Origin of the sequence: Cognatishimia sp. F0-27, from assembly GCF_020667845.1 — a bacterium.
Taxonomy (GTDB): Bacteria; Pseudomonadota; Alphaproteobacteria; order Rhodobacterales; family Rhodobacteraceae; genus JAFMPQ01.
Genome location: NZ_JAFMPQ010000011.1, coordinates 91,961 through 104,242, shown reverse-complemented (window position 1 = coordinate 104,242; position 12,282 = coordinate 91,961). Strand labels below are relative to the sequence as shown.

The 12,282-nt window shown below is 63.8% G+C and carries 11 protein-coding genes; 8 read left to right on the top strand and 3 right to left on the bottom strand.

All coding sequences use genetic code 11. The annotated features are described in order from the left end of the window. Window positions 1-132 precede the first annotated feature (132 nt). Entirely contained in the window at window positions 133-1,431 is a 1,299-nt protein-coding gene (locus J1C49_RS08215; RefSeq protein WP_227445332.1) for a DUF3422 family protein, read from the bottom strand. A 143-nt stretch (window positions 1,432-1,574) separates the two neighbouring features. Next, window positions 1,575-1,988: a DUF6314 family protein gene (locus J1C49_RS08210; RefSeq protein ID WP_227445331.1), complete on the bottom strand. Its 414-nt coding sequence runs from the start codon at window positions 1,986-1,988 to the stop codon at window positions 1,575-1,577. 76 nt (window positions 1,989-2,064) lie between these two features. Here J1C49_RS08210 and J1C49_RS08205 point away from each other — a divergent pair, with 76 nt between their 5' ends. The 6 genes from J1C49_RS08205 to J1C49_RS08180 all read left to right on the top strand — a co-directional run bounded on the left by J1C49_RS08205 (window position 2,065) and on the right by J1C49_RS08180 (window position 7,688). Continuing rightward, window positions 2,065-2,394, top strand: a complete 330-nt coding sequence (locus J1C49_RS08205) for a hypothetical protein (protein ID WP_227445330.1) — start codon at window positions 2,065-2,067, stop codon at window positions 2,392-2,394. Between the two features lie 443 nt (window positions 2,395-2,837). Beyond that, window positions 2,838-4,142 (top strand): adenylosuccinate lyase, encoded by a 1,305-nt coding sequence (gene purB / locus J1C49_RS08200; protein ID WP_227445329.1) that lies wholly within the window; start codon window positions 2,838-2,840, stop codon window positions 4,140-4,142. A 523-nt stretch (window positions 4,143-4,665) separates the two neighbouring features. Next, a complete protein-coding gene (locus tag J1C49_RS08195) occupies window positions 4,666-4,821 on the top strand; it encodes an adenylosuccinate lyase (RefSeq protein WP_227445328.1) in 156 nt (51 codons plus the stop codon). A gap of 92 nt (window positions 4,822-4,913) precedes the next feature. After that, window positions 4,914-5,432: a tetratricopeptide repeat protein gene (locus tag J1C49_RS08190; RefSeq protein WP_227445327.1), complete on the top strand. Its 519-nt coding sequence runs from the start codon at window positions 4,914-4,916 to the stop codon at window positions 5,430-5,432. Between the two features lie 103 nt (window positions 5,433-5,535). Continuing rightward, window positions 5,536-6,594: a flagellar motor switch protein FliG gene (locus J1C49_RS08185; RefSeq protein ID WP_227445326.1), complete on the top strand. Its 1,059-nt coding sequence runs from the start codon at window positions 5,536-5,538 to the stop codon at window positions 6,592-6,594. A gap of 218 nt (window positions 6,595-6,812) precedes the next feature. After that, window positions 6,813-7,688: a lysophospholipid acyltransferase family protein gene (locus J1C49_RS08180; protein WP_227445325.1), complete on the top strand. Its 876-nt coding sequence runs from the start codon at window positions 6,813-6,815 to the stop codon at window positions 7,686-7,688. On the opposite strand, the gene J1C49_RS08175 is transcribed toward J1C49_RS08180, so the two are convergent. Next, complete coding sequence (locus J1C49_RS08175) at window positions 7,652-8,365, bottom strand: thioredoxin family protein (protein ID WP_227445324.1); 714 nt, start codon at window positions 8,363-8,365, stop codon at window positions 7,652-7,654. The two genes, J1C49_RS08180 and J1C49_RS08175, sit on opposite strands and share 37 nt — an antisense overlap. A 241-nt stretch (window positions 8,366-8,606) precedes the next feature. Here J1C49_RS08175 and acnA point away from each other — a divergent pair, with 241 nt between their 5' ends. Beyond that, window positions 8,607-11,396: an aconitate hydratase AcnA gene (gene acnA, locus J1C49_RS08170; protein ID WP_227445323.1), complete on the top strand. Its 2,790-nt coding sequence runs from the start codon at window positions 8,607-8,609 to the stop codon at window positions 11,394-11,396. After that, complete coding sequence (locus J1C49_RS08165) at window positions 11,393-12,115, top strand: SDR family NAD(P)-dependent oxidoreductase (protein WP_227445322.1); 723 nt, start codon at window positions 11,393-11,395, stop codon at window positions 12,113-12,115. Before acnA ends, J1C49_RS08165 begins: the two co-directional genes overlap by 4 nt. Window positions 12,116-12,282: the final 167 nt, after the last annotated feature.

The window sequence follows — 12,282 nt, the reverse complement described above, 5'->3', positions numbered from 1 at the left end:
CCTCGGCTTTGGGAAGACCTTCCCCGTATTGGGCACGATCTCGGGCACCGTCCCGGCCATAGGATAGGCTCAGCAGCCGGTCGCGCAGACTCCCTGTGCTGCCGGTCGGCACCCCGCACAGGACCAACGCAGCTACATATCCGGGCCGCTGCGCTCCACCGCGTGGCGGATCCGGCGGATCATCAACCAGACCACGCCCACCACCGGCAACGCCACAAGCGCCGTCATCATTTCCTTCGAAAGCCCGATCGCATCGGCAATCGGGTAAAGCACGTAGCCCGCGAGCGACACGGCGTAGTAGCTGATCGCCACAACCGACAACCCCTCGACCGTGCGTTGCAGGCGCAGCTGCATATCCGCACGCTGGTTCATGCTTTCAAGCAATTGCTGGTTCTGTGCCGACCGTTGCACCTCGACCCGCGTGCGCAAGAGATCGCCCGCCCGCATCGCCCTGTCCGCCATCGTGCCCAAGCGCCGCTCCGTCGCCTTCACCGTGCGCATCGCCGGATCATACCGGCGCATCATGAATTCCGCGAAATTCTGCCGACCCTGAAAGCGCTCCTCCCGCAGCACCTGAATCCTCTGCGCCACGATCGCCTCATAGGCCCCGGTTGCGCCAAGGCGGAACGAGGTCTGGGCCGACAGGCTCTCCAGTTCCGCTGATGTCGTCAGAAGCGACTTCAGCGTTTCCTCTTCCGGTCCGGCACCGCTGGTCATCGCCTCCATGAGGCGCGACAGCTCCGCGTCGATCTCCGACATCCGCGGCCCGATCTCGCGCACCCGGCTGAAGCCGAGCATCGACATGGTCTTGTAGGTCTCGATCTCGCACAGGCGCTGCACGATCCGCCCGACACGGCGCTTGCCGATCCCCGGCTTGGTGAACACGCCAAACCGTTGATGCCCGGCCGGATCGATGCGGAAGTCACCCGCCACCACCGCATCATCGTCCAGAACGCGGCTCACAGCGATCGATTCCGACACGAACCAATCGTCGATCAGGTGCTCCACCGCCTCGTCGCTTTCTCGCTCGCACACCCGGATCAGCGCCGATGTCATCCGCACCCCGGGGGCCTCGCTGAGCCAGTCGGAAGGAAAGATATCGAAATCCGCCGGATCAAATGGCCGCTCGCCCAAGCCCGGCAAAAACACCGTATAGGTCACGAATTCGGTGTGCTGCTCCCATTTGAGCACAAACTGCCCGATCTGGCCGGAAAAATGCGTCGCACCCGGCTGCGGGTGCTGCGTGCCGTAGCGGTCCAGAAGGTCGATCAGGTGCCTGAGATCATCCGTCCGGTCCCGCGACGCGGCCTCGCTGGCCCGCTTGATCGCAAGGTAAATCGCGCGGCACGGCACGTTGACCGAAGGAAACGGACGGGCGTGCAACTCATTGGCCAGGCGGTAGCGCAGCGGGTGGTCCTGAATGGGCGGCATGGCGATCTTTCTTCCACGGGTTGGCTTACAGTGCAAACTACGTCTGACACGCCGCAAGTAAAGCGGAAAAATCCAGCAGTTTCAATATCTTAACCGAATGCAACTGTATACAGAGCGCCGTTTTTGCAATTTCTCGGGCGCAATCAGGCACTTATCCGTTCGTAGCGCGATACCATGCGGTAATCCTTGCGCGGCCCCCTGACCCGCCATGTGCAGCACCAGCCGGGCCAGCCGCTGAAATCATAGGCGGCGTCATATTGGTCGGGGTCGCACCAATGTGCGGCCGTGCCGCCCTCGGGCGGCACCTGGTGGAAGAACCGCCCATCGTCGAACCAGACACGCAGCGTATCGTCCCAGCGAAAGCGCCGCTCGGCCTCAAAAGACTGTCCGTTGAGAATGAGCGTCCCGGTCTCCACGCAGTCGAGATCGGTCGGCGCGCCTTCTGCCGCGGCTGCCCATGCCGCGCGGCCTTCAAAGCGCGCGGTTGTGCCATCGCCGTGGGAAATCATGCGCTCAAGGCGCCAGAGCCCACGAAAATCCTCCAGAACCCGTGTCATGCATCGCCCGCCTTGCCATTCGCGCCGCTGCCCGCCTAGCATGGGTGCCGGGCGCAGGCAAAGCCGGAGCGGCGGGATGTATGAGACGATCTTTACCCTTGCGGTGCTGGTGGCGTTGCCGCTCTTGGCCGCATTGGCGGCGCGGCGCACCTCCTGGCCATTTTACCGCACCGGAGTGATGGTCTTTGCGGTGCTCTGGCTCGGCGCCCTGGCCGCGATTGTGGCCATGGATGTCAATTGCACCGGCGGCAGCCTCCTTGTTGGGCACAGCGCGTGCAGCATCGCGCCGGACATGGTCGCCAACACCGTGACGGAGCGGGCGCTGTTCGTGCTGGGCGCGGCGTTGTTCGGGTGGCTGTCGCTGACCTTGATGCTGCTTGTGCGCTGGTTCCGAGGCAGGCGCTGAGCGCCGGGACAGCCGCGCCGCCCGCAGCCGGCGGCGCGTGACCGATCCTCGGCACGCGCCCGAACACCGAATCCGGGGCGGCCAAACCGAAGCGCCTGCCCCCGGAACCGCCAACGCCGCGGCGCGCACGCCAAGACAGCCAAAGCCGGGCAGCCGAACCGCGACGCCGAAATCGCAGGCACCAATCGGAGGCCCGGACCCCAGCCATAGACCGCAACGCGATCAAAACCCGTTCGGGGCACAGGCGTTCGCGCCAAGGTCCCGGCCACCATCGCCCTGCCCTGCGCCGTCATGCGCAGCGCGTCACCCCGGCGAAGGCGCGCGCCGCGTCCCCCAACGGGGGCAATCGGTCTCATGGCGCAGCCCTTGTGAGTGCACCGCGCCCGGTCTACACCGCGCGCGACGCGCCCCGATCCGCAACCCATACCAGAAAGGCTCGCTTGATGATTCCCCGCTATTCCCGCCCTGACATGGTCGCCATCTGGTCGCCAAAGACCAAGTTCCGAATCTGGTACGAGATCGAGGCCCATGCCTGTGACGCCATGGCCGATCTGGGCGTGATCCCGCGCGAAAACGCGCAAGCCGTCTGGAAAGCCAAGGACGTGGAATTCGACGTGGCCCGCATCGACGAGATCGAGGCCGTGACCAAGCATGACGTCATCGCCTTTCTGACCCATCTGGCGGAACATGTCGGCAGCGAGGAAGCCCGGTTCGTGCATCAAGGCATGACCTCTTCAGACGTGCTCGACACCTGCTTCAACGTGCAACTGACCCGCGCGGCCGACATTCTGATTGCCGATCTCGAAGCGCTGCTCGCCGCGCTCAAGCGCCGCGCCTACGAGCACAAGGACACGGTGCGCATCGGGCGCAGCCACGGCATTCACGCCGAACCCACCACCATGGGCCTGACCTTTGCGCGCTTCTACGCGGAGATGGATCGCAACCTGTCGCGCATGCGCGATGCGCGGGCCGAGATCGCAACCGGCGCGATCTCCGGCGCGGTCGGCACATTCGCCAATATCGACCCCGCGGTCGAAGAGCATGTCTGCGACAAGCTCGGGCTTGTGCCCGAACCGATCAGCACCCAGGTCATCCCGCGCGACCGCCACGCCGCGTTCTTTGCCACGCTCGGGGTGATCGCCTCCTCCGTCGAAAACATCGCCACCGAAATCCGCCACATGCAGCGCACGGAGGTGCTTGAGGCCGCGGAATTCTTCTCCATGGGCCAGAAAGGCTCCTCGGCCATGCCGCACAAGAAGAACCCGGTCCTCACCGAGAACCTCACCGGATTGGCGCGGCTTGTGCGCATGACCGTCGTGCCCGCCATGGAGAACGTCACCCTGTGGCACGAGCGCGACATCTCCCACAGCTCGGTGGAGCGCAACATCGGACCGGATGCCACCATCACGCTCGACTTCGCGCTGGCGCGCCTGACCGGGGTGATCGACAAGCTGCTCGTCTACCCGCAGAACATGCTCGACAACATGAACAAGTTCCCCGGGCTCGTGATGTCCCAGCGGGTTCTTCTCGCACTGACCCAAGCCGGCGTGAGCCGCGAGGACGCCTATCGCCTGGTGCAGCGCAACGCGCTCAAGGTCTGGGACCAGCGCACCGACTTCCGCGAAGAGCTTCTGGCCGACGAAGAGGTCCGCGCCGCACTCTCGGAGCAGGAGATCAACGAGAAGTTCGACATCAGCTACCACACCAAGCATGTGGACACGATCTTTGCCCGGGTCTTCGGAGACTGATCCGCGTGCAGACAACCCATCCGGGGCCAGGTCCGGCCCCGGGTCTTCCCCGCTTGCCGTGATCCGCTCCTCCGCTGCGGTGATCGAACTTAAACCTCACGGCATGCGCTCCCTCCTTCATATCCATGACCATATCCGGAGCATGCCCGCTTGGGAGTCGTCGCGCGGCGCGGACTCGCGCAGGTGCCCTGACATGCGCCTTCGGTGCCTCACCCTGACCGCAAAAGATGACAAACCCCTAATACGGTCAGGATTTGGGATTGGCCCCGTCGCGCCACGGGCGCACGGATCATGCGCATGAAATGTGCATGGATTGTGCATGCGTTGTGCATGGGCCGCGATGCCCGCATGACGCACCCGACCAACGAGGGCGTCCGCCGGATCGACCGCCGCCAGACGGCGCAATTCTCATCGCCGCTCCGAAAAGATGCGCGAAAAATCGATCATTTTAATGATCGCGTTTTGACGCAGGGTCATCGCGTGCTATCGTCATGCGTGCAATCGTGAGGAGGAAAGATCCGTTATGAAAGTAATCCTGACAAGCGCCGCGCTGATCGTGGCCTCTTCGCTCGCCGCAACGGCAGAGTGTTCCTGGGGCAAGCACCAGCAGGCGATGAGCTGCGCAGAAGGCTCTGTCTATGACGCAGAGAGCAACAGCTGCAAGGTTGTCAGCAGCTAAACCTGCACCGATACGACTTTGTGAAGGCGGCCCGATGTGGTCGCCTTTTTCATGCGCACTACCTTTGCAGCAATCGCAAACAGGAGTTTCCCATGCGCCTTCTCGCCGCTCTCATGATCGCCCTGCCCACCGGTGTCCTTGCCGCTGGCTCCGACACCACCACACCGCCCGCCTCCCCGGCCTGCACCAACGGCAAGGTCAAGGACGCGCAATCGGGTCAATGCGTGGCTCCCAAGGATGCCCGGCTCGACGACGCCGAACGCATGCAGGCGGTGCGCGAATACGCCTATGCCGATGCCTTTGACGCGGCTCGGATGGTGATCGCGGCGCTCGACAATCCGGAAGCCGATAACGCACTGACCTACAACGGTTTTATTGCACGTAAAAGTGGTGACATGGAAGCGGCGATGACATGGTATCGCGCGGCTCTGGAGATCAATCCCGACAACATTCTTGCGCGCAGCTACATGGGCCAGGGGTTTGTCACGGACGGCGATACCGATGCCGCCCGCGCACAGCTTTCCGAAATCCGCGCGCGCGGCGGCCGTGGGACCTGGGCGGAAGCCTCGCTGCGGCTTGCCCTGCAGTCGGGAAAAACTTCGTCTTATTGAGCGGGGCTTAACCACGCAGAAACCTTGTCGGGATACTCGTTGAGATATTCATCCGGGCCTCTTCTCGCGGCCCGGACGGAGCAATAACGAGGACACCCAGACAATGTTGCCTGCCCCGACGCCGCTTCCGCCCCCGGCCCGGATCTCCGGCCCCGATGGTCTGTCGCGTAAAGCCAAGGCCGCAATCATCGTGCAGTTTTTGCTCAACGAAGGCGCGGACGTGCCGCTTGCGTCACTGGAGGAGGAGCTTCAGGCCGAGCTGACGCTGCTGCTGGGCAACATGCGCTACGTGGATCGCAACACGCTTAACGCCGTGGTGCGGGAATTTGCCGACGAACTTGACGGGGTGGGGCTGAGTTTCCCGGGCAACATGGCCAACGCGCTGACCGCTCTGGATGGCAAGATTTCGACCCGCACGGCGCAGCGCCTGCGCAAGGAAGCGGGTGTGCGTCAGACGGGTGATCCATGGGTCCGCATCAACGGGCTCGAGGTCGAGAAACTGGTTGACCTTGTGCAGTCCGAAAGCACGGAGGTGGCGGCCGTGATGATGTCCAAGATCGACGTGGCCAAGGCTGCCAAAGTGCTCGGGGCCCTGCCCGGAGACCGCGCGCGCCGGATCAGCTTCGCGGTCTCCATGACCGCCTCGGTCACGCCCGATGCCGTGGATCGTATCGGGATCAGCCTCGCGGCACAGCTTGACGCCGAACCGCTCAAAGCCTTCAAAAGCAAGCCGAATGAGCGGCTTGGCGCGATCCTGAACTACTCTGCCTCCGACAAGCGCGACGAATTGCTGGGCTCGCTCGAGGAGCAGGATGCACATTTCGCGGACTCCGTGCGCAAAGCGATCTTCACCTTTGCAAACATTCCTACGCGCATGAAGGAGGTCGATGTTCCCAAGATCATGCGGGACGTTCCGCAGGACGTGATAGCGCTCTGTGTCGCCGCTGCCGCCTCGGACGAAGAAGTCGCCGCCGTGGATTTCATCCTGTCCAACAGTTCCAAGCGTCTCGCCACCGCGATCAAGGAAGAAGCCGATCAGCTCGGAGAAGTGTCCGGCCGCAAGGCCGACCGCGCCATGGCACAGGTGGTGAGCGCGATCCGGGCGCTTGTCGATAACGGTGAGATCGAACTGCGCCAACCCGATGACGAAGAGGACGGCTGACCGCTTGATCGCGCCGGCACCGGCGCGCACGCACCGGCCAGCCGCCCGACGCAAAGGCCGATCGGGACTTGTGGCATCGCGAAGCGCGGCCTAAGTCTGGGCGAGACCCGCCCAAGACGAGCCTTCGCCCTCCCGTGCCCCCAGCTCCCGTGCCCCCAGACAAACCACCCGCAGCCGCCGTCCCTGTCGGCACCTTCCGGGATCGAGTGGCGGACCTCGTGATCCGGGCTGTCATCGCAAGCGCGCTTGCCTTGCCACACAGGACACGGGTCCGTTTGATGGGCGGCCTGATGCGCCGCGTGGTGGCACCGCTGGTGGGTTGGCGGGACCGCGCGATGGCCAATCTCGCTTATGTCTCGCCGGATCTCGACCCCAAGGAGCGCCGCCGGATCGCGGACGCGGTGGCCGACAATGCCGGGCGCACGATGATCGAGAATTACGACGTCAACGGCCTGCTCGCACGGATGAAGGATGTCACCCCGACAGGCGACGGGCTGGCCGCGATCGAAGAGGCCCGGGCCGCCGGGAGGCCGGTGCTTTTTGTCACCGGTCACTACGGGAATTTCGAAGCCCCGCGCGCGGCGCTTGTTGCCCGCGGCTGGCGGATCGGTGGCTTGTATCGCCCGATGTCCAATCCCTATTTCAACGCCCATTACGCCGCGAACATGCACGCGCTCGGCGATCCGGTGTTCGAGCAGGGCCGCCGCGGGACGATGGGGTTGATCCGGCATATCAAGGAGGGCGGTATGGGCGTCTTGCTGTTTGACGTCTATGACAGCGCAGGGACGCCGATCGACTTCATGGGCAAGCCCGCGCCAACCCTGACTTCGGCGGCCGACATCGCCCTGCGCACAAATGCGGTGATGGTGCCGTTTTTCGGCATTCGCAGGGCCGATGGCGTCAGCTTTGACGCCGTGTTCGAGCGGCCAATCCCACATGGCGATCCCGTCGCCATGATGACGGAAGCAACCCGGCGCCTTGAAGCACGGATCAATGAAGATCCCGGTCAGTGGTTCTGGATCCACCGGCGGTGGAAACCCGGGCGTCAGGAACGGCGTCAGCGCAAGCGCGCCGCGCCCACGATCTCGCCGTAATCGGGCTCTTGGACCAGCACGACAACCGGCTGGTCATACACCATGGGCACATCACCAATGAACGGCGCCTTGCCGGACCAGCGCGCCGCCATATCCCAATCGGTCGCGATGAACCCATAGTCGAATGTCCGGCCGCGATTCTCACCTTTGGTGATTTTCACCGTCTTTCCAGGTGTGTAGCGCACGATGTGAATGTCCCACGGTCCGCCGTCACCCAAGGGGCGTGCCTCGATGCGCAGCGCGCCATCGGTGCCGCGTGTCAACGCGATGGTAACCTGCGCGTCCCGCTTGGCATGGTGTGTCAGCAGGTCCCGCACACGCTCCGGGCGCGAGCCAACCACGTCTTCGGACCCGTTGACCACGATCTGGGGGGTGTAGATCACTCCCCATCCGCCAGCGCGTGCATACCCTCTCTGGCGTTGGGTGAATTCCGGTTGGGCAAAGCGATCTTTCCAGCCGATATAGTCCCAGTAGTCCACATGCAGCGCCAGAGCGATGATGTCGTCCCGCGCGCCCAGTTCCTTGAGCAGCGCATCTGCCGGCGGACAGGAAGAACAGCCCTGCGAGGTAAACAACTCGACGACCACCGGCATGGGTTCCGCCTGCGCACGGGCGCCCGGCAAAGCGCTCGCAGCAAAGGTCAGAAGGCCAAGAACAACAACAAGAAAACGGGACATAAGCAGCACTATACTCCAGCAGCGTGGCGACCGGTCTAGTGAATGCGGGCTGAAATGACCAATCAAGGTTTCGAGAGAGGCTGTTACACAGACCCGCACCCGTGGGCGGGTGTCGCGAGCCGCAAAGTGTGTGCAATGGTATACAAAATCGCCGCACCCCCCTTGATCGGTGTCGCCGGTTCGGGCAGATAGCCCCTAAGAACGAGCCACGCATGCCTATCACACCCAAGGGAGAGTGCCCATGCCCATCACCGTCGGTCACGATACATCGAACACCCGCAAAACCCTTGAGGTCAACGGTCAGTCCATCGCCTATTATTCCATTCCCGCGGCCGAAGCGGCCGGGCTCGGCGATTTCTCCAAATTGCCGGCGGCGCTCAAGGTCGTGCTGGAAAACATGCTGCGCTTCGAGGACGGCAAGACGGTCACCACCGACGACATCAAGGCATTTTCCGATTGGGCCGTGAACGGCGGCAAGGGCGATCGCGAGCTGGCCTACCGCCCGGCCCGCGTGTTGATGCAGGATTTCACCGGCGTGCCCGCCGTCGTCGACCTCGCCGCGATGCGTGACGGGATCAAGGCGCTTGGCGGCGACCCGCAGTTGATCAACCCGCTGAACCCGGTCGATCTGGTCATCGACCACTCGGTCATGATCGACGAGTTCGGCAATCCGCGCGCGTTCCAGATGAACGTGGACCGCGAATACGAGCGCAACATGGAGCGCTACACCTTCCTCAAGTGGGGCCAGACCGCGTTCAACAATTTCCGCGTCGTTCCCCCGGGCACCGGCATCTGCCACCAGGTCAACCTCGAATACCTCGCCCAGACCGTCTGGACCGATACGGACCAGAACGGCGAGACCGTCGCCTACCCCGATACGCTTGTCGGCACCGACAGCCACACCACGATGGTCAACGGCGCCGCGGTTCTCGGCTGGGGCGTGGGCGGCATCGAGGCCGAGGCGGCGATGCTCGGCCAGCCGATCTCCATGCTGATCCCCGAGGTGGTTGGCTTCGAGCTGACCGGCGCGATGGTCGAAGGCACCACCGGCACCGATCTCGTGCTCAAGGTCGTCGAGATGCTGCGTGAAAAGGGTGTTGTCGGCAAGTTCGTGGAATTCTACGGCTCCGGTCTCGATACGCTGCCGCTCGCCGACCGCGCCACCATTGCCAACATGGCGCCCGAATACGGCGCGACCTGCGGCTTCTTCCCCATCGACGACGAGACGCTGCGCTATCTGCGCACCACGGGCCGCGACGAAGACCGCATCGCGCTGGTCGAAGCCTATGCCAAGGAAAACGGCTTCTGGCGTGGTGACGATTATGCGCCGGTCTATACCGACACGCTCACGCTCGACATGGGCACCATCGTGCCGGCCATCTCCGGCCCGAAGCGTCCGCAGGACTACATCGCGCTCGACGTGGCTTCGAAGGCGTTCGCTGAATACGTCAAGGGCCAGCGGGAAGGCAAAGACGCCACCCCGAAAGAAGAAGTCCGATGGGAAGGTGAAGGCGGCGCGCCCGAGCCCGTAGACATTCCCGGTGACGAAGGCCACCATAAGCGCGGCTACGTCTCCTCCGCCGATGGCAATTACCAGATGCATGACGGCTCGATCGTGATCGCGTCCATCACATCCTGCACCAACACGTCGAACCCCTATGTGATGATCGGCGCCGGTCTCGTGGCCCGCAAGGCACGCGAGAAAGGCCTGACGCGCAAGCCGTGGGTCAAGACCTCGCTTGCCCCCGGCAGCCAGGTGGTCTCCGCCTATCTCGAGGCAGCTGAGCTTCAGGACGATCTGGACGCAATCGGCTTCAACCTCGTGGGCTATGGCTGCACGACCTGCATCGGCAACTCGGGCCCGCTCGCGCCGGAAATCTCGAAATGCATCAATGACAACGACCTGATCGCCACCTCGGTCCTGTCGGGCAACCGCAACTTCGAGGGCCGGATCTCGCCCGACGTCCGCGCCAACTACCTCGCCTCCCCGCCGCTTGTCGTGGCCTACGCGCTCGTGGGCGACATGAACGTGGACATCACGAAAGACAGCCTCGGCAAGGATCAGGACGGCAACGACGTTTACCTCAAGGACATCTGGCCAACAGCCAAGGAGGTCGCCGACCTGGTCGAACAGACCGTGACGCGCGCAGCCTTCCAGGAGAAATACGCCGACGTCTTCAAGGGTGACGAGAAATGGCAAAGCGTGGAAACAACCGACGCCGAGACCTATGACTGGCCGTCGACCTCAACCTACGTCCAGAACCCGCCCTATTTCCAGGGCATGAGCAAGGAGCCGGGCACGATCTCCAACATCGCGGGCGCGCGCGTTCTGGCGCTCCTTGGCGACATGATCACAACCGACCACATCTCGCCCGCCGGGTCCTTCAAGGAAACCACACCGGCCGGTCAGTATCTCATCGAGCGGCAGGTGCCGGTGCGGGAGTTCAACTCCTACGGTTCGCGGCGCGGCAATCACGAGATCATGATGCGCGGCACCTTCGCCAATATCCGCATCAAGAACGAGATGCTCGATGGGGTCGAAGGCGGCTACACCAAGGGCCCCGATGGCGAGCAGACCTCGATCTTCGATGCGGCCATGGCCTACCAGGAGCAAGGCACACCGCTGGTGATCTTCGGCGGCGAACAATATGGCGCGGGCTCGTCTCGCGACTGGGCCGCCAAGGGCACGGCGCTGCTCGGGGTCAAGGCCGTGATCGCGGAGAGCTTCGAGCGTATCCACCGCTCCAACCTGGTCGGCATGGGCGTGATCCCGTTCGAGTTCACCGGAGGCGACACGCGCAAGAGCCTCGGGCTCACGGGTGAGGAAACCGTCGATATCGCCGGTCTCGATACGATCAAGCCGCTGGAAGTGGTGAAATGCACCATCACCTATGCCGATGGCACGCGCAAAGAGATCGACATCAAGTGTCGGATCGATACAGCGATCGAAATCGAGTATATCGAGCATGGCGGCGTCCTGCACTACGTGCTGCGCAACCTCGCTTCTCAGGCGCCGATGGCCGCGGAATGAGCCGGCTGGCTCTGGTGACGGGCGGATCGTCCGGAATCGGGGCCGCCATCGTGGAAGAGTTTGGAAAGGCGGGCCATCGGCTCGCCTTTTCCTATCGGGAGGATCGCGACGGAGCGGAGGCGCTTGTGGCGCGCATGGCCTCTGTCGGTGTCGACGCGCAGGCCTTTCCCTGCGATCTTGCAGATCCCCATGCCGCCGAAGCGCTGGCAGAGACCGTGACACGCGCCATGGGACAGGTCTCGATCCTCGTGAACAACGCAGGCCCCGGGCGCGCGACACCGCTTGAGCCCGGGATCGGGGCCGCCATGCGCGAGATCACGCAAGTGGGGCTCGCCTCTGCGCTCGAACTTTCCGCCCATGTGACGCCCGGAATGGGCGCGGGTGATGTGATCCTGAACATCTCGTCGCTGAACGGGCGCGAACCGCCCGCAACGGTGTCGGCCTTTGCCGCCATGAAGGCGGGGCTGGATGCGGCGACGCGCGCGCTGGCGCTGGAACTTGGTCCCCGCGGCATTCGCGTTGTCGGCATCGCGCCTGGTCCGATCGAGCGCGCGGATGCGCCGCGACCGGACGCTCTGCGGGACAAGATCCGGTCAAAGACCGCCCTGCCCCGCTTTGGCTCGGTGACCGATGTCGCGCATCTTGCACGGTTCGTGGTGTCAGAGCAGGCCGGTTTTTTGACCGGAGAAACCATTGGTCTGCATGGTGGCTGGCATTGATCTTCAACAGGCCGCGCCGCTTGGCCGGGGATGTCCGTTCATATGTTGCGCAAGTTTTCGCCGCAACGCAGCATGACTGCGCGAATCTGCGCCCACAGAGGCCCCGTGACTCGGGGCGCCCCGTTTTCCCCCTGTAAATCTGCCTCAAGATCGCTTTTCTGAAGACA

Bases quoted from the DNA above. Each gene is read 5' to 3' on its own strand.
- J1C49_RS08215 (WP_227445332.1), bottom strand. From the start codon at position 1,431: ATGCCGCCCATTCAGGACCACCCGCTGCGCTACCGCCTGGCCAATGAG.
- J1C49_RS08210 (WP_227445331.1), bottom strand. From the start codon at position 1,988: ATGACACGGGTTCTGGAGGATTTTCGTGGGCTCTGGCGCCTTGAGCGC.
- J1C49_RS08205 (WP_227445330.1), top strand. From the start codon at position 2,065: ATGTATGAGACGATCTTTACCCTTGCGGTGCTGGTGGCGTTGCCGCTC.
- purB (WP_227445329.1), top strand. From the start codon at position 2,838: ATGATTCCCCGCTATTCCCGCCCTGACATGGTCGCCATCTGGTCGCCA.
- J1C49_RS08195 (WP_227445328.1), top strand. From the start codon at position 4,666: ATGAAAGTAATCCTGACAAGCGCCGCGCTGATCGTGGCCTCTTCGCTC.
- J1C49_RS08190 (WP_227445327.1), top strand. From the start codon at position 4,914: ATGCGCCTTCTCGCCGCTCTCATGATCGCCCTGCCCACCGGTGTCCTT.
- J1C49_RS08185 (WP_227445326.1), top strand. From the start codon at position 5,536: ATGTTGCCTGCCCCGACGCCGCTTCCGCCCCCGGCCCGGATCTCCGGC.
- J1C49_RS08175 (WP_227445324.1), bottom strand. From the start codon at position 8,365: ATGTCCCGTTTTCTTGTTGTTGTTCTTGGCCTTCTGACCTTTGCTGCG.
- acnA (WP_227445323.1), top strand. From the start codon at position 8,607: ATGCCCATCACCGTCGGTCACGATACATCGAACACCCGCAAAACCCTT.
- J1C49_RS08165 (WP_227445322.1), top strand. From the start codon at position 11,393: ATGAGCCGGCTGGCTCTGGTGACGGGCGGATCGTCCGGAATCGGGGCC.